The sequence below is a fragment of the Novosphingobium aerophilum genome, from assembly GCF_014230305.1.
In the GTDB taxonomy this organism is placed as follows: domain Bacteria; phylum Pseudomonadota; class Alphaproteobacteria; order Sphingomonadales; family Sphingomonadaceae; genus Novosphingobium; species Novosphingobium aerophilum.
Map to the genome: position 1 here is coordinate 345,897 of NZ_JACLAU010000001.1, position 25,451 is coordinate 371,347.

Consider the following 25,451-nt stretch of genomic DNA (forward strand, 5'->3'; position numbering starts at 1 on the left):
ATGGCGGGCGAAGCCTTCATCAGCGGGGTCGGGATGTCCGAGGTCGGCGTCCGGTTGACCCGTTCGCCGCTGGGCCTGACCATGGACGCGATCCGTGAGGCCGTGGCCGACGCCGGGCTGACCCTGGCGCAGATCGACGGGGTTTCGACCTATCCCGGCAAGATGCCGAGCTTCCTCGGCTTTTCCCCGATCGGGGTGGACGAGGTGATCGAGGCCTGCGGCCTGAAGACGCGCTGGCACACCGGTGCGGCCGAGGCGACCGCCCAGCTGGGGGCGATTGCCGATGCCGCAGCCGCGGTGAAGGCCGGGCTGGCGCGCCATGTGATCTGCTTCCGCACGGTCTACGAGGCCGCGGCTCTGGCGCGCCCGGAAGCCTTTCCCCCGCTCGAGCGCCGCCGGGACGTGACCGGCAACTCGCAGTGGGTCTCGCCCTTCGGCGCCTTCTCGGCGGCTTGCTGGACCGCGCAGTTCGCCACACGGCACATGAAGCGGTATGGCATGACGCGCGAGCAGCTCGCCCAGATCGCGCTCAACGATCATCGCAACGCGGCGCTCAATCCGCGGGCGATCGTCAAGCAGCCGCTCTCGCTCGACACCTACATGGCGGCGCGGATGATCTCGACCCCGTTCTGCCTGTATGACTGCGACCGGTTCACCGATGCCTCGACCGTGGTGATCGTCTCGGCCGGGGAGGCGCTGGACGAGGTCACCTCGACCCCGGTGCGGATCGCCGCGACGGCGGGTTCGGTCGAGCGCTATTCGTGGGACCAGGCCGAATGGGCCAGCGCCTATCCGACCGGGCGCGACCTGTGGCGCAACACCGACTACACCGTCGACGATGTCGATCTCGTCCAGTTCTACGACGGCTTTGCCTTCCAGCCGATCACCTGGCTGGAGGGTCTGGGCTTCTGCGAGGTCGGCGAGGGACACCGCTTCATCGAGGGCGGCACCCGCATCGCGCTCGACGGCGAACTGCCGATGAACACCGGTGGCGGGCAGCTCGGCTGGGGGCGGCTGCATGGCTTCGGCTTTGCCTATGAGGCTGTGATCCAGCTGCGCGGGCAGGGCGGTGCGCGGCAGGTTCAGGGCGATCCGCAAGTGGCCGTGGCCACCTCGGGCGGCGGGCCGATGGCCGCGGCGCTGCTGCTGGCGCGTGATTGACGGCGCGCCCGGCTTCCGCCGGCGTTTCCGCGTCGAGCCGGGCCCGGGCGCGGTCCGCGCCGCGGTGGAGGACGATTACCACTGCATGGCGGTGACGCTGCGGCACGATGGCACGCGGATCACCGCGGTCGAAGCCGTGATGGACCGGGCCCCCTGGACCACCTGCCCCGGGGCTCCGGCGGTCCTCGCCCAGACCTTCGCCGGACTGACGCTGGCCGAGGCGGTCCGCGCCGGCGAGAAGCGGGCCAACTGTACCCATCTTCATGATCTCGCCAGCCTCGCTGCGGCCCACGCCCATGACCCGGACGCCCTGGTCTATGACATCGCGGTCAGCGATCCGGTCGATGGCCTGGTTCACGCCGAGATCCGCCGCGACGGGCAGACCCTGCTGGGCCTGTCGCACCGCGACGACGTGGTGACCGCGCCCGATGCGCTCGCCGGAACCTCGCTGTATGCGCTGCGCGAGTGGATCGCGGGGCTGGCGGCTGCGCTGCACGAGCCGGCGCGCCTGCTGCAATGGGGTACGATCCTGGCCCATGGGCGGGCAATCCCGATGGATCGCCAGAGCGATGCCACCCGGATTCCGCCGAATTGCTATACATTTCAGGATGTTCGCAAGGCCGAGGCGCAGCGCGTGGGGCAGGTGCTTGATTTCAGTCAAGGATCGCTGGAGCCGCTTGGTCATCTTGGCGCGGAGGGCTTTCGCCGGCGCGAGCCCTGAATGCCAGGGAGCATCGCGATGCACATGAACGACATGGTGGTGATCTCCACCGACGACCACATCTGCGAACCGCCGAACCTCTTCGACAACCAGCTGTCGGGCGACCTGCTCGCCACTGCGCCCAAGCTGCGGACCGATCCGCGGGGCAAGAACTATTGGGAGTACCAGGGGCGGCTCAAGGCTTCGGTGGGGCTCAACGCCGTGGTCGGCCGGCCCTTCGAGGAATACGGGATGGAACCGACCAGCCTCGATCAGCTGCGTGAGGGCTGCTACGATGTCCACGCCCGGATCGATGACATGGACGTCAACGGGATCGCCGCATCGATGTGCTTCGGCAATTCGATCGCCTTCGATGGCCGAACGTTCCACGAAGCCCCCGACAAGGCGCTCGCCCTGCGCCACATGCAGGCCTACAACGACTGGCACTACGAGGAATGGTGCATGGCCTATCCGGGCCGGTTCATTCCGCTGGGTGTCCTGCCCACCTGGGATCCCGGCGCGACCGTGGCCGAAATCCACCGGCTGGCGCGCAAGGGTTTCCGCGTGGTGATGATGAACGAGAATCCCACGGCCCAGGGCCTGCCCTCGATCCACAACGATTACTGGGACCCGGTCTACCAGGCGATTGCCGAGACCGACATGACGATCGCGCTGCACATCGGTTCGGGCAACCCGGCCCCGCACGCCTCGCTCGAGACCCCGATCGAGGCGTGGATCGCCACCATGCCGCTGTCGGTCGCCCAGGGGGTGGCCGACTGGCTGCAGTTGGATGAGCTGCACCGCTATCCCGATCTCCGCATCATCGTCGCTGAAGGCTCGATCGGCTGGGTTCCCTACCTGATGGAGCGGGCCGACTTCTCGAACTGGCGCCACAGGGCCTGGACCAAATCCCGGTTCAACGGGCTGAAGCCCAGCGAACTGATGCGGCGGCACTTCTGCCACTGCTTCCTATGGGACCCCTATGGCCTGAAGAACCTCGACGCGGTGGGGCTCGACAACGTCACCTACGAGGTCGACTATCCGCATTCGGACGCCTTGTGGCCCGATGCGGCCGAGATGCTGTGGCATCAGGTCAAGGACCTGCCCGAGGACGTGATCGACCGCATAACCCACGGCAATGCGATCCGCTGGCTGCGCCATGACGCGCTGTTCGCGCACAACCGGCGCGAGGACATGACCGTGGGCGCCTGCCACGCCCGGGCGCGGGCCAAGGGGGTCGATACCGCGCCCAAGGCTTCGGGCGGGGCCGTGCCCTTGACCGAGGACCGGCCGGTCACCTCGGGCGACGTCATGCAGATGTTCAGCGAACATGCCGAGCGGCGCGCCCGCGAAGCCGCGCTCTGACCGCCCATGAAAAAGCCCCGCCGGATGCACCGGCGGGGCCTTGGTCCGGCGGGCCGGAGGATCAGAGCCCGAGGTTGTAGAACCGCGAGGCGTTGTCCTGCAGGACCTTCTTCTTGATCGCGTGATCATAGCCGCCGAGTACGTCGACGATGTGCGCCTGCACGCCCGGATAGAGCGAGGTCGGGTGCGGGAAGTCGGTCTCGAACATGACGTTGTCGACGCCGATGGTTTCGAGCAGCAGCTTGGGCGCGACCTTTTCGAACCAGAAGGTGCACATGAAGTGGTCGCGGAAATAGTCCCACGGCTGCTTCTTCAGCACATCGCGCTTGCTGGGCAGCATTTCCTGGAACTGGTGCTCCAGCGCCTCGACGGCGAAGGGAATCCAGCCCATCCCGCTTTCGATCAGGCCGATCTTGAGCCCCGGGTGCTGGTCGAGCCGGCCCGAGACCATCCAGTTGCCCAGCGTGGCGGCATTGCCGATCGAGAACATCGTGGCCACGACCGACAGGGTCTGCTCGAACTGGAAGCCTTCCCAGGTCAGCGTGTTGGGGTCCATCGCCGCATTGAGGTGGAAGTTGAGCGGCGTGCCGGTGGCGTCGCACATTTCGAGGAAGCCGGTCCAGTAGTCGTGGTTGAAGCTCGGCACCCCGACGCGTTCCGGCGTGTCGGGCAGGACGAAGCCCTTCAGCCCCATGTCGATGCAGCGCCGGGCCTCCTTCTCCATCTCCGCCTTGTCCCAGAAGGGCAGGTGGGCCATCGGGAAGAGCCGGTTGCCGGATTCATTCTGCCAGTCGGCATTGAAATCGTTGTACATCTTCATGATCGCGAGGGCGAGATCACGATCGCCCAGGCTCATCAGGGTGCCGGCCTGGGTGATGCCCGAGTTCTGGAAGCAGATCTGGGCATGGACCCCCATGTCATCCATCGCGGCCAGTCGCGGAGCGATCTCGTGCCCGCCGGCATGGGCCTCGTCGAGCGTCGGGAAGGCCAGCCGGCCGAGCAGCTTGTTGTTGTCCTTGCGGATCACGTTCCCGCCGAGGGTGCCGCAGTTGCGGTCCCCGATGTACCAGCGGTCGACGCCATCGGCATCGCGCTTCACATAGGGCACCTTGCCTTTCAGCGCGGCCGGGGCCCGGTCGGTGAACAGCGTCGGCGGCTCAACGATATGGGTGTCGGTGTCGACGATCTTGATCCCGGCCAGGCTGGGGTCGAGCCCGCCGGACTGGGACGCATAATCGACTTCGCGGATCACGCCGCCGGCCGTGTAGCCCTCAGCCGACCAGTATTTGCGGGCCGCCTGGGCAAGTTCGGCGGGATCGGATTCAGCCACAGATAAGCTCCTTTGATAGGTATCAGGTCAGGCAACCCCGGCGAGACGCTCGACCTCGGCGCCCTGGTCCGGTGCCGCGGCGATGCAGCGCGCGATCGCTTCGCCCAGGGTCTCGCGCAGGACCTCGGCGTTGATCTGCTCCGATGGCTCGTAAATCAGGCCGATCGCCAGGGGCTGGCCCTCCGGCTGGTCCGGCAGCAACATGGCGGTCACGTCGGCGATGGAGCCGAAGCCAGCCACGCCCGAGGCATAGCCATGGTCGCCGCAGGCCTGGATCCGGGTGACCATCTCGCCAAAGACGAACTTGCGCTCGGCCGGGGCCTCGGCGTTGATGCGCCGCAGCAAGCCATCGCGCCGCGCCTGCGGCAGGGTGGACAGGAGCAGGTGTCCGGCAGCGGTCTCGGTCAGCACTTCGTGCTGGCCGCCCGCCAGGCCATCGGTCTGCGAGGTGCGCAGTTGCCACTTGCCCGGCCGCCAGTTGAAGATCTGGGCGGTGGTCCCGACCATGCCGAACACGGCGATGCCGAGGCCGGTCTGCGCCGAAAGCCGATCGATCAGCCCGGCCAGGCGGCCGTCGCGCACCACGCCCGACTGCACCGAGCAGCCCAGCAGCGCGGCGCGCGGGGTCGGGGCGAACGAACGGGTGGTATGGTCCTTGTAGAGCAGACCCAGGGCCACCAGGCTCGACAGCAGCTCAGAAGTGCTCGACTGCGGCCGATTGTAGCGCCGGACGATGTCCATCACGGTGGCGTTAGGGTGATCTTCGTCAAAGAATTCAAGCACTTCAACAACACGACGGGCGATTTTCGCCTTGTTCGACTCGGTGGCACTCATAGGTCTCTCCCGTGCTCTTATGAACAGTACTGTTCACTCGATGCCGGGGCGTGTCAAATAAAAATGATAGGGGTTCGGTTTTAATCTCCTGCCCCTTGGGGAAAGGTGGGGCCGAACAGCCGGCGGACCGCTCCGCGATCCACCTTGAGCGAAGGCGTGCGGGGCAGTTCGCTGCAGAAGCGCCATTGTGCCGGGATATGGGTCGCCAGGACATGCCGGCGCAGATGGGTTTCGAGCTCGGCTGGCGTAGGCGTGCCGGAATGCCCCGTGACGCAGACCATGGCCGCTGCGGGAACCTCGCCCAGGCGTTCGTCCGGCACCCCGACCACGGCGGCCTCGGCGATCGCCGGATGGAGCAGCAGGGCAGCCTCGATCGTCTCGGGCAGGACCTTGAAGCCGCCCCGCATGATCGCCCCGTCGGCGCGGCCCTTGAGGAACAGGAAGCCGTCGGCATCGATCGTGGCAAGGTCGGACGTGACGATCCAGTCAGGCCCGATGCGCGGCGCGATCACATGCAGCAGGCCGGTTTCTCCGGGGGGCAGGGCCGCGCCGCTCTCCGGGTCGACCACGCGCATTTGCACCCCCGGCAGGGCCCGACCGACCGACCCGAGCTTGGCCGCTCCCCATTCGGCATGCAACTCGGCAGACATCATCGCCACCGGCCCGGCGAATTCGGTCGCGCCGTAGGAGGGCAGCACGGGAATGCCGTAACGCGCCTCGAAGGCGCGCTGCACCGCCGGATCGAGCGGCGCCGCGCCGACTCCCATGGCCCGGATCGAGGCCAGGTCCTCAACCGGGATGCCGGCCTCGAGGATCTGACGCATGGCACTGGGCGGAACCCCGCTGTGGACCGGGCGGTGTTCGACCACATAGGCATGCCAGGCCGCCAGTGAGAACCGCTCCAGCAGGATCGCGCGCTGGCCGCGCAGCAGGGTCGGCAGGGTGGAGTAGAGCCCGGTGATGTTGCCCAGCGGGAAGTACAGCAGAAAGGGCGGCGCCAGGCCGGGATCGTCGCCCTGGCTGCGCGTCAGCGGGGTGGCGAGGAAGTGCTGCTCGATCAGGGAGTACGGCACGGCGAAAGGCTTCGGCGGGCCGGTCGTGCCGCTGGTCAGGATTTCGATCTGTGAGGCTGCTGGCCGGGCTGCGGCCGTGGCCGGGGCGGCCATGACCGCTGCGCTCGCCTTGCCCATGCCCTCCAGCACGACCAGCCCCAGTCCAGTCTCGCGGGCTGCGGAGACCACCCCTGCGGCAGCGTCCTCGGCGTGGACCACCACGCCCCCCAGACCGGGCCGGGCCATGCCCTGCGCGATCCCCTCGGCCGACTGGAAGGCGTAGATCATCCGCACCGAGCGCCCCGCGGCGAGCAGCGCGAGGAGCGCGGCGATCGCCTCGGGCCGGTTGCGCGGGACCAGACCGACCGGAGCATCGGGCGCGACCCCGGCCTCGTCCAGCGCCCCGGCAATGCGGTTGGCCGTGGTGCACAGGGTCCCCCAGTCGATCCATTCCCCGGCAAAGGCCATGGCCGGCGAAGCGGGATCGCGCGCCAGCGCGGCCTGGACGAGAAGGGGAAGGGACGGCACGACCCGCAGCATATGGCGCGGCCGACCACAGGCAAGCCCGCGGTCCGAGACAACGCCGCAACGATGGACGCGGCCCTGGTCCGCGCCGCGTCCGCCCTGCCTTGCCGATCGCAGCCTGGCGGTTAGGGTGGCCGCGATGAGCGATCCCGTGGTCCTGCCGGAGCCTGCCGATCTCACGGCGCTGTGCTGGTGGAGCGAGCCGATGCCGGCCGCCTTGGTCAGGCTGGACGCTGGGGCCCCGGATGCCTTGCCTGCCCCGCTGCCGGCCTTTCCCGTGATCGGGCTGGGTCCGCGCGACCATCCGCTCGCCGCTGCGCTCGATCTGGTGGTGGACGAACCGGGGGACGCCGCCCTGGTCCTGCGCAATTGTGCCCGCAACCCCGATGCCGCCGCGGTGCTGGTCCAGCTGTTGCGCACGATTGAACGCCTCGACGACCGCTCGGCCCTGGTCGCCGAATCGATGGCCTATGGTCTGCTGCAAGGCGGCCCGGAGCATCGCGACTGGCTCGCTGGCCACGCCGCCATCCCCGCGTTGCCGACAGGGCCGGGACGGCTGGAGGTTGAGCGGTCCGACAACCGCCTGCGGCTGCGGCTCGACCGTCCCGCCGCACACAACGCGATTGACCGGCCGCTGCGCGATGCCCTGCGCGAGGCCTTCGAGCTGGCCGCGCTCGATCCCGACATCACCGCAGTGGAACTCAGCGGCGCCGGGCGCGCCTTTTCGGTGGGAGCCGAGCTGGCCGAATTCGGCACCACCCGCGACCCGCTGCGGGCCCATGCGATCCGGCTTCGCACTCTTCCGGCCTGGCCGATCCTGGCCTGCCGCGACCGGTTGACGGCGCGAGTCCACGGCGCCTGCATCGGATCGGGGCTGGAGATGGCCGCCTTCGCAGCCCGGGTGATCGCGACGCCTGATGCCTGGTTCCAGCTGCCCGAACTGGCCATGGGCCTGATCCCCGGGGCGGGCGGCTGCGTCTCGCTGTCGCGTCGGATCGGGCGGGCGCGGACCGCGTGGATGGTGCTCAGCGGACGGCGGGTACCGGCACGCCAGGCGCTCGCCTGGGGGCTGGTTGACCGGATTGAGGGTTGATCGAGCGGGCGATCGGGACGATCGGCGTTCCTTCCCGGGCCGCCCAGTCGCGGAGGTCGGCGGCGAGCCCGGCAGGGTCTGCGGCGCGGCTTTCGGCCAGGGCGCGGGCGACCACCCCGCTCATCGACAGAATGATCCGCGCGCCGGTTCCCTTGGCCAATTGCTGCGCGGCCTCGCGCGCGGCCGTGATCCCGGTCAGGGGATCGGCGATCGCATCCCCCACAAAGCCGATCCGCCCGGTCTCCCGGTACAACGCGGCACTGAGCCCGCCCGCCACTCCGGCATCGTCGCCGAAGCCGACCCAGTGTCCGGCCTCGCCGGTGACGCCGTGCCCGGTGATGGTGACCCAGACCAGGCCCGGCACTGTCCGCACCAACGCGTCCGCGTCGATCCCCAACTGCAGCAGGGCGCGGGGTCGCGCCGCCTCGATCACAACGTCGGCGTGACGAACCAACTCGAGCAGCGCGGCCCGCCCTTCGGCCCTGGTCAGCGCGATCGCGGTCTGCTCCTTGGCGCCGTTGAGTGCGGCAAACAGGGCCGGATCGCCGGTGCGGAGGGAATCCGGCCGAACGGGGCTCTCGACCTTGCTCACCTGGGCGCCGCCAAGCCCGAGCAGATGCCCGGCGAGCGGCCCGGCCCAGAGCGCCGAGAGGTCGACCACGACCGGGGCACGATCACGGAACGGTCTGGCGCCGTCGCGCCTGGCGCCGGTCATCGTGCGGGTCACCGCGGCGCTGGCAGGCGTCTCATCGACCCCGGCAATGGCCAGGCCAAGCAGCCGGCCCTGGGCGAGCAGCGCGCGCCAACCCATACCGCGGACGGCCTGCCGCAGCGCGGCATCGTCGTAAACCGCCAATCCGGCATCACCAACCAGCGCGGGCAGCATGGCGCGATCGTCCGGGCGCGCCAGGTTGAGGGCGATCCACCCGTCGCTGACCGGGAGCAGCCGGCAGCCGCCCCCGGCCGAAACCTGGCCCGGCACCCGGAAGCCGTTGAGCTTGGCGCGCAGTCCCAGCAGTTCGGCGCCCGTGTTCGGCAAGGGCGTCTTTCGGGCCATCAGATCGGCCAATTCGCCGAGCTGCCGGTCAGCCCAGCCGGTCAGGGGCAAACGCCCCGGCTCAGGCGGCAAAGAGCTTGCGCACTTCGCGCCGCAGCAGCTTGCCCATCTCGTTGTAGGGCAGCGCGGGTTCGAACCGGATCACCTCGGGAACGCGGCTCGAACGGAGCCGTTCGCGCACCAGGCGGCACAGCTCGGCCTCGTCCGGGCGGGCATGGCCTTCGCGCAGCACCAGCGCAACGCCCACCGCTTCGCCCCATTCCACCGAAGGCACCCCCACGGCGCAGGCATCGGCGATGGCCGGATGGGTCAGCAGCACGTCCTCGATCTCGCCCGGAGACATGTTCTCGCCCCCGCGGACGATCACGTCGTCGGCGCGGCCGGACAGGAACAGGTAGCCCTCCGCGTCGAGATAGCCGGCGTCGCGGGTGGGGAACCAGCCGTCGGCGGTCAGCGCGCTCTTCTCGCGGTATTCGCCCGAGACCTGGTCGCCGCGCACGAAGATTTCGCCCGGCATTCCCGCAGGAAGCACCCGGCCGTCCTCGTCGCGAATTTCGAGCTCGACCGTGGGCAGCGGACGGCCGACCGAGGCCAGCCGGGCCCGCACCTGCGGATCGGCCGAACCATGCGCGACGCGATGGTCGTCGGGGCCGAGCAGGGCGATGGTCGAGCTGGTCTCGGTCAGGCCGTAGGCATTGGTGAAGCCGACCTGCGGAAGTCGCGTCAGGGCCTTGTCGATCACTTCGAACGGCATCTTGCCGCCACCATAGGCCACGGCGCGCAGCGCGGGCAGGCGCGGCGTGCCGTCGCGTTCGAGCGCGTCGAGAATGCGGGACAGCATGGTCGGCACGACGAAGGCGTTGCTCACCGCCTCGGCTTCGGCCAGCGCCAGCCAGGCTTCCGGCGAGAAGGCCGGAAGCATCACGATCCGCCGCTGCGCATAGATCGAGCTGAGCAGCGCTGAAATGCCCGCGATGTGATAGGGCGGAACCGATACGAGGGCGGCGTCGCTCTCGTCGGCGCAGGCGAACTCGACCGTGCCGAGAATGTAGGACACCAGGTTGGCGTGCCGCAGGATCGCCGCCTTGGGCGCCGCGGTGGTGCCGCTGGTGAACAGCTGGATCGCGATCCCTTCGCCGTCGGCGGCCTCGTCCAGCGGTTGCGCGGAGAGCGCGGTGGAGACGAAATCCCCGCGCGACCGGTTCAAGTTGCCGGGGCAGAGCCGCGAGGCGCGCGCAACATCGCCGATCACCAGCGCCGGAGCAATCCGGCCAAGCAGCGCGCCGAGGTCGGCGTCGGCCAGCCGGTAGTTGAGCGGGCAATAGGGCACCCCCGCCAGCGCCGCCCCGAACAGCGCGAAGATCGCCGCCTCGCTCGATTCGTCGAGCAGGGCGACATGGCTGCACCCGGCTTCGACGATCGACCGGGCCGCCCCGCGCGCGCCGGCCAGCAGTTCGCCATAGCTCCAGCGGCGACCGTCACAGACCAGCCCGATGCGCTCGGGCGCGGCCTCGGCGGCCATTTCGAGGAACAGCGCGATGTTCATCGTGGCACGGTCAGTCCGAAGCGGGCAGCGGCTTGGCATCCTTGATCGACAGGATCACCCCGTCGACCGCCAGCGAACCCTTGCCCGGCTTCACGCACAGCAGTTCGAAGGCTCCCGCCGCATCGACATAGCGCTTGCCCATCAGCGCGCCGCCCGCCAGACCCTCGGCCGGGGTGCCGGGCTCGGCGGGCTTGTCCTCGGCCATGGCCGCGCCGCCGCATTCGATCCGGCCGGTGCCACAACGGATCACCATGACCTCGGTGTCGCAGACCTGGCTCTTCAACTTGGTTCCGGGCTTCATGCTGGTTCCCCCATCAGGCGATCGCGCCAGACGCCTTGAGCGCCTCGATCCGGTCCCACTCCATGCCAAGCTCCATCAGCACCAGCTCGGTGTGTTCCGATGCGATCGGGGACCGGGTGGTCACGGTCGGCTGGCCGTCGAACTGGACGGGGCCGCGAACCAGCTTGAGCGGCTTGTCGCTGCCGTCGGCGGCTTCGACCTCGATGATCATGTCGTTGGCCAGCGCCTGCTCGTCGGTCAACAGATCGGCAAAGGACTGGATCGGCGCCCACTGACCGGAAAAGGTCTTGAGGTGCTGGCGCCAGTACTCGAACGGCCTGGCGGCGAAGGCCTTGACCAGGATGTCGCTGGCCGCCCCGGCGTTCTCGAACAGCGCGCGGGCATCGCAGAAGCGGGGATCGTCGGCGGCCTCGGGGACCCCGACATGTTCGAACAGGCTGCGGATGTGCCCGGTCGGGCTCAGAGTGCAGAGGTTGATCGTGCCGCCGTCCGAGGTCTGGTAATTGCCCTGGAACGGATTGCGCGCCGCGCCGCCTTTGCCCGGCATCGGGTTGCGGGTCGACACCCCGGTCTCGGCCACCTGGGCGATCAGCGCGCCCGACGACCAGGCCGCCGCGCTGAGCAGCGAGACGTCCATCACCAGCGCCTCGCCGGTGCGCTCGCGATGGAGCAGGGCGGCGGAAATCCCGCCGGCGATGAACATGCCGCCGATCGAATCGCCGAAGGCTGGAATGCCCTGATTGAGCGGGCCGGGCAGTTCTTCGGGGGTCATGGCCTGGGCAACGCCGCTGCGCGACCAGAAGGCGGTCCCGTCGAAGCCGCCGACGCCCGCCTCGGGGCCCTTGGCGCCGTAGGCACTGCCGCGGGCGTAGATGATATCGGGGTTGGCCGCGCGAATGTGTTCGATGTCGAACCGGTTCTTCTGGCGGATATGCGGCAGGTAGTTGGTCAGGAACACGTCGGCCGTCTTGGCCAGCTCGTACAGCACCTCCTGTCCCTCGGGCGTGGAGACATCGATGCCGACGCTGCGCTTGCCGCGATTGGGGTGCTCGAACAGGGTGTGGCGCTGCGGGTCGAGCGTGACCCCGCCCATGTTGAGAAACCCGCGCTGCGCATCGCCGCGGACCGGGTGCTCGATCTTGATCACGTCTGCACCCCAGTCCGCCAGGATACCGCCCGCAGCCGGAACGAAGGTGAACTGCGCCACCTCCAGGATCCGGATTCCTTTCATCACCTGCGTCATTTCGTCCCCAACCTGCCGTGCGGCGCAGCGCGGTGCGCTCTTGCTCATCACCTAGATGCTGGCTTTCCGGGGGCAAACCCCAAAACACCGCGATTTCGCGGCTATCGCTCGTACGATGGCCGTCGGTCTGCGGGTTCCCATTCCGGCACAGCGCCGCCACGATATCGGCGCGGCCCGTCGACCGCTTGCTTGAACGCCCGGGCAAAGCGGCCAATACCGCCCGGGACAGACGACATCGGAGGGGCAGCGCCATGGACATCAATTCTTCGCTGGCAGCCGTGGTGACCGGGGGCGCCTCGGGCCTCGGCCGGGCCAGCGCGCTCGCCTTGGGTCACGCCGGGGTCAAGGTGGCGGTGTTCGATCTCAACGTCGAGGCCGGTGAGGCGGTCGCGGCCGAAATCGGCGGCGTGTTCTGCCAGGTCGACATCATGTCGGAAGAGAGCGTGCTCGCCGGCTTTGAGAAGGCCCGCGCCGCCCACGGTCAGGAACGCGTGGTGGTGCATTGCGCGATGGTCGCCGGCGGGGGCAAGACGGTCGGCTGGGACAAGGAAACCGGGGGGTTCAAGCGGGCCTCCACCGCCGGCTTCGAAAAGGGCATGCTGGGCATCGCAGTGGCCAGTTACCGGGTCGCCTCGATCGCGGCGCTGGGCATGGCCGGAGCCGAGCCGCTCAACGAGGACGGCGAGCGGGGTTCGATCATCCTCTGTTCCTCGGCCGCCTCGCAGGACGGGCAGGTGGGCCAGGTCTGCTACGGCGCCGGGAAGGGCGCTGTGAATTCCATGGTCCTGCCCATGGCGCGCGACCTGATGGACCTGGGGATCCGGGTCAACGCCATCCTGCCCGGCATCTTCGCCACGCCGCCGATGCTGGGGGTGAAGGACAAGGCACCGGCGATCTATGCCGGACTGGAAGCCTCGGTGCCGTTTCCGCGCCGGCTCGGCCATCCTGACGAGTTCGCCAGCCTGATGCTGGAACTGGTGCGCAACACGTACCTCAACGGCCAGTGCCTCCGCCTGGATGGCGCGATCCGGATGCCGCCGAAGTAGGATCGTTTAGCCGCTGTTTCCGTTAGGTCGGAACAGCGCGGCACCGGCCCGCTGCCGATTCTACGCAGGTGGAAAAGGCTATGAAAAACAGAAAATTATGGAAAGCGGCCGGGCCATGTCCGGTCGCTTTCTTCGCGCCTAAGCAAAAGACATTGACTTTAACCCTACATATACTAATATAGGTTAGTACATACCAGAGCGGGCAGGGCGGCATGCCCCGTGGCCGCCGCGCCCGCCGAATGAGGAGATACCACCATGACCAAGATCGTTCCCGTCACCGTTGCCGCTCTGCTGACCTTCATCAATTTCGCGGTCATCTGCCTGGTCCCGGCCTGGGCCTGAGCAGCCCGTCCGATGGCTCAAGTCTGGAGATTGGCGGCGATCTGGTCGAGCAGGCGCGACAGTTCTGCCCGGTCCGTGGCCGACAGTCCCGCCAGCAACCGTTCTTCGTGCTCGGCGCCGATGGCAGCCATCCCGGCCAGCACCGGGTCGGCCGCAGCGGTCGGATAGATGCAGTGGGCCCGACGGTCGTCGGGTTTCGGTCGCCGTTCGAGCAGCCCGTCGGCCACCATGCGGTCGATCAGCCGACCCGCCGCCGCCTCGGTCATCTCCAGGGCCTCGGCGATCGTCCGCTGGGTGGCCCCGGGAGAACCGGACACCACCGCCAGCAGGGTCCACTGCGATCCCGTAACGCCCAGTCCATCGACCGCGCGATCGAAATCGCGGCGCATCTGCCGGACGATCGTTCCCAGCTTCAGGGCGACCCCGCGCCGCCTGGTTGTCTCGTTGGCGATGCCTATCCCTCCTGGATCCGCTCGATGATCATGGCCGGAGCCATGCCCCCGGCGGCGCACATCGTGATCAGCGCATAGCGGCCACCGGACCGCTCAAGCTCGTCCAGCGCCGTGCCGATCAGCACCGCCCCGGTCGCCCCGATGGGATGGCCCAGCGCAATCGCGCCGCCGTTGATGTTCACCTTGCCGCGATCGAGATCAAGGTCCCGTATGAACTTTTCGACGACCACGGCGAAGGCCTCGTTGACCTCCCAGACGTCGATATCGGCCACGGTCAGCCCGGCCTTGGCCAGCACCTTGCGCGCCGCGGGCACCGGTCCGTTGAGCATCAGCGTCGGACAGTCCCCGACGTTGGCCGTTGCGACCACTCGTGCGCGCGGCGTGAGACCATGTGCGGCGGCATAGTCACCGGACGCGATGAGCAGCGCGGCGGCGCCGTCGACCACCCCCGACGAGGTGCCGACGTGATGGAGCGGCTTGATCTCGACATCGGGGTACTTGCGGTTGATCAGTTGACGGAAGGTCTCGCCATCCTTGCTGGATGGCATGTCGAGGAACATCTCGAAGGCGGGCTTCATCTCGGCGAGCCGTTCGGCGGTGGTATCCGGGCGCGGATACTCCTCATGATCCAGGACCACCTGGCCATCATCATCCAGCACCGGCACAACCGAACGGGCGAACCGCCCTTCGGCAATGGCCCGGGCGGCCCGGCGCTGGCTCTCGACCCCGAAGGCCTCAAGCTCGGCGCGCGAGATCCCCTCCATCGCGGCGATCGCATCGGCGCAGACCCCCTGGTTCGATTGGGGGTGCCGTGCCTGCAGTCGCGCATTGCCGGTGCCGAGCCCGCTGGCGACCGCGACCCCGGCGGCGCGCACCTTGCCGCCGTAATCGACCACATGGCTCATCATCTCGGTGCCCCCGGCGATCACCAGGTCTTCCATCCCGCTCATCACCTGGGCGGCGGCCAGGCTCGCCGCGGTCAGCCCGCTGCCGCAGAACCGGTCGAGCGTGACGCCCGAGGCCCGAACGTCGAAGCCGGCGTCAAGCGCGGCCATCCGCCCCATGTCGCCGCCCTGCAGCCCCATCTGCGCCGAACAGCCCCAGATCACATCGTCGACCGCGGCGGTGTCGAGTCCATTGCGGTCCTGCAGCGCCTTCAGCACGGTCGCCGCAAGGTGCTGGGGATGCATGTGGGCCAGGGCCCCCTTGCCAACCTTGCCGATCGAGCGCGGGGTCCGCACGGCGTCGATGATGAAGGCTTCGGGCATCGGTCACTCCTTGACTGTCGCCGGACCGAACGACCCGCCCCGGGACTGGCCGATGCTATGGCACGTCGGCGCAGGTCGCCCAATCGCGGTCGCGATGAATGGCGCCGGGCCTCTGGTCTCCCGGTCCGCTTGGGTTAGCCTCCCGATCGACACGGAAAATGGGAGCAGGTCGCCATGGCCGATCGACTGCGGGTTATTCAATGGGCCACCGGCAATATCGGCACCCGCGCCTTGCGGGCGGTGATCGAGCATCCCCGGCTTGAGCTTGCCGGGGTCTGGGTGAGCAACCCGGACAAGGCCGGGCTGGATGCCGGGGCCCTGTGCGGGGCCGAGCCCACCGGAATCCGGGCCACCGGCTCGGTTGACGAGGCCTGCGCGATTCCCGCCGACTGTGTGCTCTACATGCGCCAAGGGACCGACATCGACGAGGTCTGTCGCCTTCTCGCCAGCGGCAAGAACGTGGTCACCACGCGGGGTGACTTCCATCACCCGGCCGGGATGGACCCGGCGCTGCGCCAACGCATCGAGGAGGCGTGCCTGGCCGGTGGCACCTCGATCTATTCGACCGGATCGAGCCCCGGCTTCGTGACCGAGGCCCTGGCCATTCCGCTGGTCTCGCTCTCGCGCCGGCTCGATTGCCTCACCATCGACGAATTCGGCGACTGCTCGAGCCGCAATTCGCCCGACCTGCTGTTCAACGTGATGGGGTTCGGTCAGCCGATCGGTGATTTCGACCAGCGCCAGGCCGATCACGTCAAGGCCGACTTCGCCGCATCGCTGTCGCAACTGGCCGACGGGCTTGGGCTGGTCATCGACTGCTGGCAGGCCCACGGCGAATATGCCGCGGCACGGACGGCGGCCCCGATCGCGGCCGGGACCATCGCGGCCGGGACCATGGCCGCGCAGCGGATCACGATCGAGGGCCTGGCTGCGGGAACACCGCGACTGCGGTTCCGCGCCAACTGGTACGTGTCACGCGATATCGACCATCCCGACTGGGACCTGCGCGAGAGCGGCTGGCGCATCCGGGTGACCGGCGACACCCCGCTCGACGTGGGCATCACCTTCCCGGTCGCGCCCGAACACTATGCGGCCTTCACCCCGGGACTGACCGCGCACCGTGCCGTGAATGCGGTCGCCGCGGTCTGCGCCGCCCCGCCGGGCATCCGCACCACGGTCGATCTGCCGCAGGTGCTGGCCCATTTGCCGGCCCAGTCTTCGGCCCATTCTTCGGAAAATCTTCCGACATGACCGGATCGTTGCGCCTCGACGGCCAGGTCATCGTGGTGACCGGCGCGGGCGGCGGGCTCGGCCGGGCCTATGTCGAGGAGCTGGCCCGGCGCGGTGCCCGGGTCTTGGCCAACGATTGCCACGCCGCGGCCCTGGAACCGGTCTGCCAGGCGGTGGCCGCGGCGGGCGGGGTCTGCCTGGCCGATACCCACAGCGTGGCCGAGCCTGGGGGCTGTGTCGCCATCGTCGCGGCGGCGCTTGAACGGTTCGGGCGGATCGATGGACTGGTGCTCAATGCCGGAACGATCCGCGTCGCCCCCTTCGCAGCCACGGACAGTGATGATCTGGACGCCCTGCTCGCCGTCCACCTGGGCGGGGCCTTCCACCTCGCCCGCGCCGCCTGGCCGCACATGGCGGCGCAGGGCTGCGGCCGGATCGTCTTCACCACGTCCTCGGCCGGCCTGTTCGGGATGCCGCAACTGTCCGCCTATGGCGCCGCCAAAGGCGCGGTGGCCGGGCTGATGGGCGTGCTGGCCGAGGAGGGACGGGACTGCGGCATCGCCTGCAACGCGGTGATGCCCAATGCCGCAAGCGGGATGACCGCCGCGATCGGGCGGAGCCTCGCCGGATCGGGTGGGGAGGGCCCCAACCGCTGGGCTGCGACGGCTCCCGCCACTTTCGACCCCCGTTTCACTGCGCCGCTGGTGGCCTGGCTGCTCCATCCCGACTGCCCGTCGACTCACGCGATCTACTCGGCCGCGCTGGGTCGCATCGCCCGCGTGTTCGTCGGTGTCGGGCCGGGCTGGCAGGGCCCCATCGACCGTCCCCCGAGCATGGAGGAGATCGCGGAGCAGTGGGAGCGGATCGGTTCGCCGGACGCCACCATGACGGTGCCGGAAAACGCCTATGACGAGTTCCGCATCGTCGCCGAAGCGGCCGGCAGGTAAGGCGCGACCAGCGTCTCGCTCAAGGCCCAGAGCCGGGCCGCTGCGGCGTCGTCCTGGCCCGCCGGCGCGGGGGGCGTCTCGTCCAGGCCCTCGAAATAGCGGCCATTGACCGTGCCGACAGCCGGATCGGTGGCGAGCCGGACCAGCGCCCGCGCCGCCTCGTCGGGAGCGATCGCGCGATCCATGATCGAATCCATGTAGGCTTTCATGCCCGGTTCGCAGTGGCTGGCAAAGTTGCTGGCGACGGTCCCGGGATGAAGGGCGTGGGCGATCAGCCCGGCGTCACCATAGCGCCGTGCCAGTTCGCGGGTGAACAGAACATTGGCCAGCTTCGCCTGGCAGTAGGCGCGGCCGCTCTGCCAGCCTTCCGCCAGGCCGGGATCGTCCCACTGAATTCCCGGGCTGTGCGCATGGCCGTCCGAGGAGGTTGCGATCACCCGGGCCCCGGGCGCGAGGTTGGGCAGCAGCAGCCGGGTGAGCAGGAACGGCGCGAGATGGTTGGCGGCAAAGGTGGCCTCTTGGCCTTCCGGGCTGACCCGGCGCGTCGCCTGCACCCCCCCGGCATTGTTGCACAGGACATCGATGCGCGGGGCGAGCCCGGCGATCTCGGCAGCGACTCGGGCGACGTCGGCGAGCAGCGCGAAATCGCCCGACAGCAGTGTGAAGCGCTCGCTCGCCAGCTCGGCCGCGGCCTCGGCGCAGCGCGCCGGATCACGGCCGGTGCCGATCACGCGCCAGCCCATGGCCAGAAGCTGCCGGGCGGCGGCGCGCCCCACCCCGGCGCTGGCGCCGGTGATCACCGCGGTGCGGATCGAGTCTCGGGTCTCAGCGGTCATGGTGAAGGACTCGCACAGGAGCCTTCCGGGACCAAATCGCCGAGGCGTTTTCGTCCGAGCGGGCTTGCCGCCGCCCCACCCTGCCATATCGTCCCGCCGCACAAGGAGAGATGGCATGGCAGGGTTTCTGGACGGGAAGGTGGCCTTGGTCACCGGCGGGGGAACGGGCATCGGGGCCGCCGCGGCCGAAGCGCTGGCGCGCCATGGGGCCGCGGTGGCGATCACCGGGCGTCGGGTCGCGCGGCTCGATGAGGTGGCGGGGCGGATCACGACGGCGGGGGGGCAGGTGGCGACCCTGGTCAGCGACGTCGCCGACGAGGCGAGCGCGACCGCGGCAGTCGAGGCGGCCGTGGCGGGCCTCGGTCGGCTCGATGTGGTCATCAATTCGGCCGGGGTCAACGAGGCCGGCGGGATCGGCACGCTGGACCTCGCCGGCTGGCGCAAGGTGATCGACATCAACCTGTGGGGGACCATTCACACGTGCAAGGCCGCACTGCCCCATCTGCGTGCCGCCGGCGGCGGTGACATCGTCAACATCAGCTCGACCGCGGGACGGCGCGCCGCGGGCCTGTTCGCCTCCTATGCCACCAGCAAGCACGGCGTGAACGGCTTCACGGAATCGATCCGTCAGGAACTGGGTGGCGAGAACATCCGCGTCTGCCTGATCGAACCCGGCGCCACCGAGACCGAGATCGCCCAGAGCGTGTCCGATCCGGTCTGGGCCGAGATGATGCAGCAGCATGTCAGCAAGGCGGGAGCGATGCAGGCCGGGGATATCGCCGAAGCGATCATCTTTGCCCTGATGCTGCCGCGGCGCGCCAATGTCTCGCAAATGCTGATACGACCGACGATCGATACGGCTCCGATGTAGGGCCGGCCGCCAGGGGAGGACAGGCGATGGGAAGGTCGATGCGGACAGCGGCGGTGGTCGTTGCGCTCGTCGGATTCGGGATCGCCGGATTCGGGATCGGCGAATTTGGCCGGGCCGGCGCCCTAGCCGCAGACCCGCCGGCGGGCGGAACGGCCGTCGTGACGGCCGCACCGCCTGCGCCCGTCGCCACGCTCGGTGCCCGGTCCTATCTCGGCCCGGCGCGCTGGCCCGATGCCATGGCCCTGATCGCAAGCCCCCCGGCCGAAGGCTCCGAGGCGCTGCGCCGCGACCGCCAGCTCGAAGCGGCCGCGCTGGCCTTGCAGGGCGGTTCCCGGTGGGCGCTGGCGCGGGCCGATGCCGATCTGTGGTCGGCCTCTGCCACCGGCGCGTTCTCGTGCGCGGCAGGTCGTGAGATCAGCCCGGCGGCTACGCCCCGGGTCGACAGCCTGCTGCGCGCGACCATGTCCGACCTGGGCCGGGTCTCCGGCGCCGCCAAGGACCATTACGCCCGCCAGCGGCCCTTCGCGGGCAACGGCCGGCCCATCTGCACTCCGGAGATGGAGCAGGCGCTGCGCGGCAACGGCTCCTACCCGTCCGGCCACGCCACGATCGGCTATGGCTGGGCGCTGATCCTGGCCGATCTGATCCCGGCCCGGCGCGCGGCACTGCTCGCCCGCGGCAGGGCCTTCGGTGACAGCCGCCGGGTCTGCAACGTCCACTTCGCCAGTGACATCGCCGCCGGGCAAGCGCTCGCCGCCCCGGTGCTGGAGCGATTCCGCCAGGACCCGGTCTTCCAGGCCGATCTTGCCGCCGCCCGGGCCGAGCTGCGCGCCGCCAGCCCGGTCCGCCCCTCCTGCGCCGGTGAAACCGCCGCACTGGCCCTCACCCGAAAGGACGTTCCGTGAGCCCCCCGCCCGATCCATCGCCGCAACCCGGCCTGCCGAGCCTGGCCTATCGGGGCTGGTTCCTGTTCCTGATGATGCTGGTCTCGGCCTCGGTGGTCGGCGAGCGGTTCATGATGGCGGTCATGGTCGGTCCGATCAAGGCCGAGCTCCACCTCAGCGACACGCAGATCGGCCTGGCCAAGGACATGGCCGTCACCCTGGTCTACATCATCGCGGTGATCCCCCTGGCCCGGCTGGCGGATCGCTGGTCCAAGCGCAAGATCGTGACCTTGGCTGCGGTCACCTGGAGCGTCGCGGTGCTGCTGTGCGGCCAGGCGAAGAGCTTTCTGCTGCTGCTGGTCGGCCGCGCCGCGATCGGGCTGGGCGAGGGGGCCTTTACCCCCCCGTCGCAGAGCTGGATCGCCGATCTGTTCCCGATGAAGCAGCGCGCCACGGCACTGGCGATCTTCCTGCTCGGGGCCTCGCTGGGCCATCTGACGGGTCCGGCCCTGGGTGGCTGGCTGACCAGCGAATACGGTTGGCGCCATGCCATGCTGATGGCCGCGATCCCCGGCTTCGTGCTGGCCCCGCTGGTCCTGCTGACCCTGCGCGACGTCGCGCCCGGATTGGCCGATGGCCACTCCGCCGAGGCCACCGCGCGCCAGCCCTTCGGTTCGACCCTGCGCGAAATCATGGCCGTGCGCACCCTGCCGCTGCTGATCCTGGGCGCGTCGCTGACGTCGCTGATCACCATGGGGCTGGTCAGCTGGACCCCGGCCTACATGGAGCGCAGCTTCGGCATGTCGGCCCGCGAGGCGGGCCTGGGCATGGGCGGGGCCCTGTTCCTGGGGTCGGTGATCGGCCATTCGCTGGGGGGACCCATCGCCGATTTCCTGGGCCGGCGCGACGTGCGCTGGTATATCTGGATCCAGATCTTCAGCGCGCTCGGGGCGATGGGCGTGGCCTTCACCATGCTCAGCGGGCCGGCCGGGCGCGTGTTTCCGCTGATCGGGCTCAACATGCTGATCGGCGGCCTCTCCGCCGCACCGCTGATGGCGGTGATTTCCACCCTCGCGCCGGTCCATGCCCGGTCGGTGACCGTCGCGATCCTGATGGTGTCGATCAACATCATCGGGCTGGGCGGGGGCCCGCTGTTCGTGGGCTGGCTGAGCGACACTCTGGCCCCGCTGCACGGCCAGGAATCGCTGGGCATGGCGATGCGGGCGGTGCTGCTGGTGGGCGTCCCGGCGGCCTTCCTGTCCTTGCTGGCGAGCCGCACCTGCGTCAGCGATTTCGCGCGCTGCCAGGGCCGGAGCCCCGGCACCCCGGCTCCGGCCACCCTGCATTGATTCCCTGGAGGACCGCCATGACCCATCCTGCCCAACGCATTCCCCCCCTGCCCAAGGACGAGTGGACCGACGCCGCCCGCGACGTCTTCGCCTTCTGGGGCGAGCCCAACGCGCGCGAGGAGGGATCGAAGACCTCGATCCTGCCGGTGATGGGCCAGCACCCCGGTCTGGGCATGGCTTATAACCACTGGGGAAAGCAGCTGCTCCTGGCCAACACCCTGTCCACCCGGCACCTGGAACTGCTGATCCTGCGGATCGCCTGGCGGGTCCAGTCGGCCTACGAATGGCACCACCATGTCGGCTATGCCCTGAACTGCGGAATCACCCTGGAGGAGATCGCCGCGGTCAAGACCTACCCTGCGGGTCATGACTGGGCCGAGGACGATGCCGCCGTCCTGACCACGGTGGACGAGCTGCTGACCACCAACACCGTCAGCGACGCCACCTGGGCCGTGCTCGAATGGCTGTTCGAGGTGCGCCAGCGGATGGATCTGGTCTTTACCGTCGGACACTACGTCATGACCAGTTGGGCGCTGTCCGCCTTCGGGGTGCCGGTCGAACCCTGGGCCGACCAGATCGGCTTCGATCTGCGCACCCGGTCCGGAAAGGTGCCGCAGCGTACCCTCAAGCCGGGTGAGGGCGACGGCTGGGCCGACGGGCGCGACTGATCGCAGCACCGGCCAATCGCGGGAACGATGGATTGGGCGCAACCGTGCAAAGCGAATTGTCTGGGCCGGTTGATGCGGTAACCGCCGGAACACAGTCGTTGCAAGGATCACGTCCATGGCCGTCGAAGTGTTGCTCCCCAAGCTCGGGTTCTCGATGAACGAAGGTCAGATCGCCGAGTGGCTGGTGGCCGACGGCGCCCAGGTCAGCGAGGGCGATCCGCTGTTCCTGCTCGAGGCCGACAAGTCGACCAACGAGGTCGAGGCCCCCGCCACGGGGACCCTGCGGATCGAGGCGCGCGCGGGCGAAACCTACGAAGTCGGTACGATCATCGCCTACATCGAATAGTCCCGGCCGGGCGGGATGCTGCGGGTCGGGATCATCGGTGCGGCCTGGGGCGGCTTTGCCCACCTGCCGGCCTGGCGCTCGCTGCCCGGGGTCGAGGTCACCGCGATCTGTACCTCGCGCCGCGAGACCGCCGAGGCGGCGGCGACGCGGCTCGGGATCGCCCGCCCGTTCTGGGATCCGGCGGCGATGTGCGCCGATCCGGAGATCGACATCGTCGATTGCGGCACCCGGCCGGCGCTGCGCCTGCCCTGGGTGCTGGCCGCGCTGGATCATGGCAAGCATGTCTACAACAGTTGCCCCCACGCCCCGGACTGGGCCGGCGCCCGGTCGATCGACGCGCGCTGGCGCCAGTCCGGCAGCGTGGGCGTGGTCGATGCGTTCTCGCAATACATCCCGGCGCTGCGGCACATGGCGGCGCTGGTGGCCGACGGGTTTATCGGCACGATCCTGGGCGGTTCGTGCCGGTTCAACCTTTCGCTGTTCAACCGGCCCAATCCCCGTTTCCCCTACAACTGGTTCGCCGATCCGGAGGCCGGGGTCTCGGCCCTGCGCAATCACGGCAGCCACCTGCTGCACCTGTTGCTGCCGATGCTGGGCCCGGTGGCGCAGGTTTCGGCCCGCGAACGCCAGCTCCTGCCGCGCTGGACCTTCCCCGACGGCACCGCGGTGCAGCCCGGCAACACCGATCACGCCGATGCCCTGATCGCGTTCGCTTCGGGGGTGGTCATCCCCATGCAGGTGAGCTGGGCCATGCCGCTCCATTCCGGCTTCGCGATTGATCTCTTCGGCACGGCCGGGCGGCTGCTGGCCGAATCTCCGACCTTCCCGACCTCGCGCGAGTGCACCCTGCATGGCGGCGCCCTGGGCGAACCGCTGGCCCCGATCGCCGCGCCCGAAACGTTCCACCGGACTCCGGGCGTCGCGCTCGATGCGACGGCCGAGGTGCCGCCCAGTTTTCCCATGGCGCTGACCATGCAGTCGCTCCTCGCCGAGATCCGCGGCGAAGGCCAGGCGGCGCCCGGTTTCGCCGCCGCCTGCGAGGTGGAACGGGTGCTCGAGGCGCTGCATCGCGCCTCGGCCAGCCAGAGCTGGGTCGCCGTGAGCGACGTGGCTTGATGACCGATTCTGCCCCATCACCAAGGACCAGCCCATGACCGAGGCCGTACCGTTCATCCGGCCCGAGGTCGCCACCTTCCTCACCGCGTTCAACGCCAGACCTCGGCCGCCGATGAACGACGAGGGCATCCGCATGATGCGGCAGATCCCCCCCGAGCTGATGGCGCAGATGATGCAGGAGATCGAGCTGCCGCTGGGACCGCTGGCAGTCGACCGCGCCCTGGTCATTCCGGGGCCCGGCGGCGATCTGCCGGCGCGGCTGTTCGATGCCCGGGCCGAACGGGAACCTTCGCCGGTGGTGCTGTTTTTCCATGGTGGCGGCTTCGTCACCGGCAGCGTGGCGACCCATGCTCCGCTCGCCGCCGAGATTGCCCGCGCGCTCGATCTGCCGGTGGTCTCGGTCGAATACCGCCTGGCGCCGGAACACAAGTGGCCCGCCGCGCCGGATGATGCCGAGGCGGCAGCCCGGTGGATCGCGGCTAACGGAGCGGCCCTGGGCCGCGAGGTGGACGGGCTGGTGCTGAGCGGCGACAGCGCTGGCGGGACGCTGGCCCTGGTCACCGGGCTGGCGCTGCGCGATCGTCCGGCGGCCTGTCCGGCCCGGCTGTTGCTGGCGATCTACCCCATGGCCGACGCCTCGCGCCACTATCCGTCGCAGCAGCAGTTCGCCGATGGCTATGGCCTGTCGAGCCCGGACATGGCATACTACACGTCCGCCTATGCCCCCGATCCGCACAGCCCGCGCCACTCCGCGCTGGTCGCCGATCTGACCGGGCTTCCCCCAGTGGTGGTCGCCACCGCCTCGCTGGATCCGCTCCGCGATGGCGGACGCGCCCTGGTCGGCGCCCTCGCCCAGGCGGGCGTGCCGGTGGCGTTCCACGAGGCCCACGGATCGATCCACGGCTATGCCACGTACCGCCGCGGCATTCCTTCGGCCGGAGCGGACCTGGCCGCGGTGCTGGGCCTGGCCCGGGCCATGCTGGAACCGGGCGCGGCGGCCTGAGGCCAGCCGGAGTCAGCTCCCCGGAATCAGGCCTCGAACCGCGGCGGGCGCTTGTCGCGCAGGGCCGCCACCGCCTCGGCATGATCGCGGCTCCGCACGGTCTCCGATTCCCACGCCAGACCCTGGTCCAGCACCAGCTCGGCGGTGCGCTTGAGCTCAAGATTGGTGAGTTGCTTGGTATAGCGGATCGCCATCTGGGCCCCTGCCAGCAGCCGCTCGCAGAAGGCCTCGACCGCGGCGTCGAGCTGATCGGCGGGCAGGCTGTGGTTGATCAGGCCCAGCTCGGCGGCGCGCGGTGCGGTGAGCAGCTCGCCGGTCAGCAGGAACTCCTTGGCCCGCGTCAGACCGATGCGCTGGGCCCAGACGATCGCCCCGCCATCGCCCGCGGCCAGACCGACCTGCACGTGCGGATCGCCGATCCGGGCCGTTTCGGCCGCGAAGATCACATCGCACAGCAGGGCCAGGGTGGCCCCAAGCCCCACCGCATGGCCGTTCATCCGGCAGATCACCGGCTTGGCGATATCGAGCAGGGTCAGCACGATGGTCCGCGCGATGCGGACCTCGTGATCGAACCGTTCGGGCTCGGCGGCATTGCGGGCGATATGGTCCAGGTCTCCCCCGGCGGAAAAGGCGCGTCCGGATCCGGTCAGCAGCACCACGTCCGAATCCGGATCGTCGCGGGCGAAGTCCAGCGCGATCACCAGTTCATCGTGCAGGGCGAGGTTGAAGGCGTTGAGGCTGTCGGGCCGGTTCAGCGTGATCACCAGCAGCCGGCCGCGCCGGTCCAGCAGGATGGTATCGAGGCGGGGCGGTGTGCTCATGCCCCTGGCATATCACGCAAGGGCGCGATTCCCACTCCGCCCCGGCGATAAGGCCGCTGCCGGTT

25 protein-coding genes are annotated in these 25,451 nt (G+C 69.4%); 14 read left to right on the plus strand and 11 right to left on the minus strand.

Going from position 1 to position 25,451, the window contains the following annotated elements; all coding sequences use genetic code 11:
• The 3 genes from H7F49_RS01560 to H7F49_RS01570 are packed head-to-tail and all read left to right on the plus strand — an operon-like array spanning position 1 to position 3,226.
• On the plus strand, positions 1-1,161 hold the full coding sequence (locus H7F49_RS01560) for a thiolase family protein (RefSeq protein ID WP_185681788.1): 1,161 nt from the start codon (positions 1-3) through the stop codon (positions 1,159-1,161).
• Positions 1,154-1,882 carry a DUF2889 domain-containing protein gene (locus tag H7F49_RS01565; RefSeq protein WP_185681789.1) on the plus strand — a complete coding sequence of 243 codons (729 nt, stop codon included), beginning with the start codon at positions 1,154-1,156 and terminating at the stop codon, positions 1,880-1,882. Before H7F49_RS01560 ends, H7F49_RS01565 begins: the two co-directional genes overlap by 8 nt.
• Entirely contained in the window at positions 1,883-3,226 is a 1,344-nt protein-coding gene (locus H7F49_RS01570) for an amidohydrolase family protein (protein ID WP_235981520.1), read from the plus strand.
• Between the two features lie 61 nt (positions 3,227-3,287).
• Here the strand turns inward: H7F49_RS01570 and H7F49_RS01575 are convergent, their stop codons facing one another.
• The 3 genes from H7F49_RS01575 to H7F49_RS01585 all read right to left on the minus strand — a co-directional run bounded on the left by H7F49_RS01575 (position 3,288) and on the right by H7F49_RS01585 (position 6,970).
• Positions 3,288-4,556: an amidohydrolase family protein gene (locus tag H7F49_RS01575; protein ID WP_185681790.1), complete on the minus strand. Its 1,269-nt coding sequence runs from the start codon at positions 4,554-4,556 to the stop codon at positions 3,288-3,290.
• A 27-nt stretch (positions 4,557-4,583) separates the two neighbouring features.
• Positions 4,584-5,390: a helix-turn-helix domain-containing protein gene (locus H7F49_RS01580; RefSeq protein ID WP_185681791.1), complete on the minus strand. Its 807-nt coding sequence runs from the start codon at positions 5,388-5,390 to the stop codon at positions 4,584-4,586.
• Between the two features lie 80 nt (positions 5,391-5,470).
• Positions 5,471-6,970 (minus strand): class I adenylate-forming enzyme family protein, encoded by a 1,500-nt coding sequence (locus H7F49_RS01585; protein WP_328806440.1) that lies wholly within the window; start codon positions 6,968-6,970, stop codon positions 5,471-5,473.
• Positions 6,971-7,106: 136 nt separating this feature from the next.
• Here H7F49_RS01585 and H7F49_RS01590 point away from each other — a divergent pair, with 136 nt between their 5' ends.
• The gene (locus H7F49_RS01590) at positions 7,107-8,060 is read left to right on the plus strand and encodes an enoyl-CoA hydratase/isomerase family protein (protein ID WP_185681793.1); all 954 of its coding nucleotides are present in this window, start codon (positions 7,107-7,109) and stop codon (positions 8,058-8,060) included.
• On the opposite strand, the gene H7F49_RS01595 is transcribed toward H7F49_RS01590, so the two are convergent.
• From H7F49_RS01595 to H7F49_RS01610, 4 genes are all read right to left on the minus strand, one after another.
• Positions 7,993-9,117 (minus strand): CoA transferase, encoded by a 1,125-nt coding sequence (locus H7F49_RS01595; protein ID WP_185681794.1) that lies wholly within the window; start codon positions 9,115-9,117, stop codon positions 7,993-7,995. The two genes, H7F49_RS01590 and H7F49_RS01595, sit on opposite strands and share 68 nt — an antisense overlap.
• A 61-nt stretch (positions 9,118-9,178) precedes the next feature.
• On the minus strand, positions 9,179-10,663 hold the full coding sequence (locus H7F49_RS01600; protein ID WP_185681795.1) for a class I adenylate-forming enzyme family protein: 1,485 nt from the start codon (positions 10,661-10,663) through the stop codon (positions 9,179-9,181).
• Between the two features lie 10 nt (positions 10,664-10,673).
• Positions 10,674-10,964, minus strand: coding sequence for a hypothetical protein (locus H7F49_RS01605; RefSeq protein ID WP_185681796.1), 291 nt, complete (start codon positions 10,962-10,964; stop codon positions 10,674-10,676).
• A 13-nt stretch (positions 10,965-10,977) separates the two neighbouring features.
• Entirely contained in the window at positions 10,978-12,207 is a 1,230-nt protein-coding gene (locus tag H7F49_RS01610; protein WP_214647607.1) for a CaiB/BaiF CoA transferase family protein, read from the minus strand.
• 251 nt (positions 12,208-12,458) lie between these two features.
• Between H7F49_RS01610 and H7F49_RS01615 the strand changes: the two genes are divergently transcribed.
• Complete coding sequence (locus tag H7F49_RS01615; RefSeq protein ID WP_185681798.1) at positions 12,459-13,253, plus strand: SDR family oxidoreductase; 795 nt, start codon at positions 12,459-12,461, stop codon at positions 13,251-13,253.
• Between the two features lie 359 nt (positions 13,254-13,612).
• On the opposite strand, the gene H7F49_RS01620 is transcribed toward H7F49_RS01615, so the two are convergent.
• Positions 13,613-13,984, minus strand: a complete 372-nt coding sequence (locus tag H7F49_RS01620) for a MarR family winged helix-turn-helix transcriptional regulator (RefSeq protein WP_185681799.1) — start codon at positions 13,982-13,984, stop codon at positions 13,613-13,615.
• 65 nt (positions 13,985-14,049) lie between these two features.
• Positions 14,050-15,315: an acetyl-CoA C-acetyltransferase gene (locus tag H7F49_RS01625; RefSeq protein WP_185681800.1), complete on the minus strand. Its 1,266-nt coding sequence runs from the start codon at positions 15,313-15,315 to the stop codon at positions 14,050-14,052.
• A gap of 174 nt (positions 15,316-15,489) precedes the next feature.
• Here H7F49_RS01625 and H7F49_RS01630 point away from each other — a divergent pair, with 174 nt between their 5' ends.
• Both H7F49_RS01630 and H7F49_RS01635 read left to right on the plus strand, forming a co-directional pair.
• On the plus strand, positions 15,490-16,566 hold the full coding sequence (locus H7F49_RS01630; protein ID WP_185681801.1) for an NAD(P)H-dependent amine dehydrogenase family protein: 1,077 nt from the start codon (positions 15,490-15,492) through the stop codon (positions 16,564-16,566).
• A complete protein-coding gene (locus tag H7F49_RS01635; RefSeq protein WP_185681802.1) occupies positions 16,563-17,492 on the plus strand; it encodes an SDR family NAD(P)-dependent oxidoreductase in 930 nt (309 codons plus the stop codon). The genes H7F49_RS01630 and H7F49_RS01635 overlap by 4 nt, the downstream gene beginning before the upstream one ends.
• Here H7F49_RS01635 and H7F49_RS01640 read toward each other — a convergent pair.
• Positions 17,450-18,328: an SDR family NAD(P)-dependent oxidoreductase gene (locus tag H7F49_RS01640; protein ID WP_185681803.1), complete on the minus strand. Its 879-nt coding sequence runs from the start codon at positions 18,326-18,328 to the stop codon at positions 17,450-17,452. The two genes, H7F49_RS01635 and H7F49_RS01640, sit on opposite strands and share 43 nt — an antisense overlap.
• Positions 18,329-18,443: 115 nt before the next feature.
• On the opposite strand from H7F49_RS01640, the gene H7F49_RS01645 reads away from it, so the two are divergent.
• From H7F49_RS01645 to H7F49_RS01675, 7 genes are all read left to right on the plus strand, one after another.
• Positions 18,444-19,199: an SDR family oxidoreductase gene (locus H7F49_RS01645; RefSeq protein WP_185681804.1), complete on the plus strand. Its 756-nt coding sequence runs from the start codon at positions 18,444-18,446 to the stop codon at positions 19,197-19,199.
• A gap of 26 nt (positions 19,200-19,225) precedes the next feature.
• Positions 19,226-20,104 carry an acid phosphatase gene (locus H7F49_RS01650; RefSeq protein WP_185681805.1) on the plus strand — a complete coding sequence of 293 codons (879 nt, stop codon included), beginning with the start codon at positions 19,226-19,228 and terminating at the stop codon, positions 20,102-20,104.
• The gene (locus H7F49_RS01655) at positions 20,101-21,432 is read left to right on the plus strand and encodes a spinster family MFS transporter (RefSeq protein WP_328806442.1); all 1,332 of its coding nucleotides are present in this window, start codon (positions 20,101-20,103) and stop codon (positions 21,430-21,432) included. Before H7F49_RS01650 ends, H7F49_RS01655 begins: the two co-directional genes overlap by 4 nt.
• A gap of 17 nt (positions 21,433-21,449) precedes the next feature.
• Positions 21,450-22,100 (plus strand): carboxymuconolactone decarboxylase family protein, encoded by a 651-nt coding sequence (locus H7F49_RS01660; protein WP_185681806.1) that lies wholly within the window; start codon positions 21,450-21,452, stop codon positions 22,098-22,100.
• Positions 22,101-22,215: 115 nt separating this feature from the next.
• Positions 22,216-22,446 (plus strand): biotin/lipoyl-containing protein, encoded by a 231-nt coding sequence (locus H7F49_RS01665; RefSeq protein ID WP_185681807.1) that lies wholly within the window; start codon positions 22,216-22,218, stop codon positions 22,444-22,446.
• 15 nt (positions 22,447-22,461) lie between these two features.
• Positions 22,462-23,562, plus strand: coding sequence for a Gfo/Idh/MocA family protein (locus H7F49_RS01670; protein WP_185681808.1), 1,101 nt, complete (start codon positions 22,462-22,464; stop codon positions 23,560-23,562).
• Positions 23,563-23,596: 34 nt separating this feature from the next.
• Positions 23,597-24,565: an alpha/beta hydrolase gene (locus tag H7F49_RS01675; RefSeq protein ID WP_185681809.1), complete on the plus strand. Its 969-nt coding sequence runs from the start codon at positions 23,597-23,599 to the stop codon at positions 24,563-24,565.
• A 26-nt stretch (positions 24,566-24,591) separates the two neighbouring features.
• On the opposite strand, the gene H7F49_RS01680 is transcribed toward H7F49_RS01675, so the two are convergent.
• Positions 24,592-25,386 carry an enoyl-CoA hydratase/isomerase family protein gene (locus H7F49_RS01680; protein WP_185681810.1) on the minus strand — a complete coding sequence of 265 codons (795 nt, stop codon included), beginning with the start codon at positions 25,384-25,386 and terminating at the stop codon, positions 24,592-24,594.
• Between the last annotated feature and the right edge of the window lie 65 nt (positions 25,387-25,451).

Excerpts from the sequence above, each read along its gene's own strand:
- H7F49_RS01560 (WP_185681788.1), top strand. The coding sequence starts at position 1 with ATGGCGGGCGAAGCCTTCATCAGCGGGGTCGGGATGTCCGAGGTCGGC.
- H7F49_RS01570 (WP_235981520.1), top strand. The coding sequence starts at position 1,883 with ATGCCAGGGAGCATCGCGATGCACATGAACGACATGGTGGTGATCTCC.
- H7F49_RS01580 (WP_185681791.1), bottom strand. The coding sequence starts at position 5,390 with ATGAGTGCCACCGAGTCGAACAAGGCGAAAATCGCCCGTCGTGTTGTT.
- H7F49_RS01590 (WP_185681793.1), top strand. The coding sequence starts at position 7,107 with ATGAGCGATCCCGTGGTCCTGCCGGAGCCTGCCGATCTCACGGCGCTG.
- H7F49_RS01595 (WP_185681794.1), bottom strand. The coding sequence starts at position 9,117 with ATGGCCCGAAAGACGCCCTTGCCGAACACGGGCGCCGAACTGCTGGGA.
- H7F49_RS01600 (WP_185681795.1), bottom strand. The coding sequence starts at position 10,663 with ATGAACATCGCGCTGTTCCTCGAAATGGCCGCCGAGGCCGCGCCCGAG.
- H7F49_RS01605 (WP_185681796.1), bottom strand. The coding sequence starts at position 10,964 with ATGAAGCCCGGAACCAAGTTGAAGAGCCAGGTCTGCGACACCGAGGTC.
- H7F49_RS01610 (WP_214647607.1), bottom strand. The coding sequence starts at position 12,207 with ATGACGCAGGTGATGAAAGGAATCCGGATCCTGGAGGTGGCGCAGTTC.
- H7F49_RS01615 (WP_185681798.1), top strand. The coding sequence starts at position 12,459 with ATGGACATCAATTCTTCGCTGGCAGCCGTGGTGACCGGGGGCGCCTCG.
- H7F49_RS01620 (WP_185681799.1), bottom strand. The coding sequence starts at position 13,984 with ATGCGCCGCGATTTCGATCGCGCGGTCGATGGACTGGGCGTTACGGGA.
- H7F49_RS01625 (WP_185681800.1), bottom strand. The coding sequence starts at position 15,315 with ATGCCCGAAGCCTTCATCATCGACGCCGTGCGGACCCCGCGCTCGATC.
- H7F49_RS01630 (WP_185681801.1), top strand. The coding sequence starts at position 15,490 with ATGGCCGATCGACTGCGGGTTATTCAATGGGCCACCGGCAATATCGGC.
- H7F49_RS01635 (WP_185681802.1), top strand. The coding sequence starts at position 16,563 with ATGACCGGATCGTTGCGCCTCGACGGCCAGGTCATCGTGGTGACCGGC.
- H7F49_RS01640 (WP_185681803.1), bottom strand. The coding sequence starts at position 18,328 with ATGACCGCTGAGACCCGAGACTCGATCCGCACCGCGGTGATCACCGGC.
- H7F49_RS01645 (WP_185681804.1), top strand. The coding sequence starts at position 18,444 with ATGGCAGGGTTTCTGGACGGGAAGGTGGCCTTGGTCACCGGCGGGGGA.
- H7F49_RS01650 (WP_185681805.1), top strand. The coding sequence starts at position 19,226 with ATGGGAAGGTCGATGCGGACAGCGGCGGTGGTCGTTGCGCTCGTCGGA.
- H7F49_RS01660 (WP_185681806.1), top strand. The coding sequence starts at position 21,450 with ATGACCCATCCTGCCCAACGCATTCCCCCCCTGCCCAAGGACGAGTGG.
- H7F49_RS01665 (WP_185681807.1), top strand. The coding sequence starts at position 22,216 with ATGGCCGTCGAAGTGTTGCTCCCCAAGCTCGGGTTCTCGATGAACGAA.
- H7F49_RS01670 (WP_185681808.1), top strand. The coding sequence starts at position 22,462 with ATGCTGCGGGTCGGGATCATCGGTGCGGCCTGGGGCGGCTTTGCCCAC.
- H7F49_RS01675 (WP_185681809.1), top strand. The coding sequence starts at position 23,597 with ATGACCGAGGCCGTACCGTTCATCCGGCCCGAGGTCGCCACCTTCCTC.
- H7F49_RS01680 (WP_185681810.1), bottom strand. The coding sequence starts at position 25,386 with ATGAGCACACCGCCCCGCCTCGATACCATCCTGCTGGACCGGCGCGGC.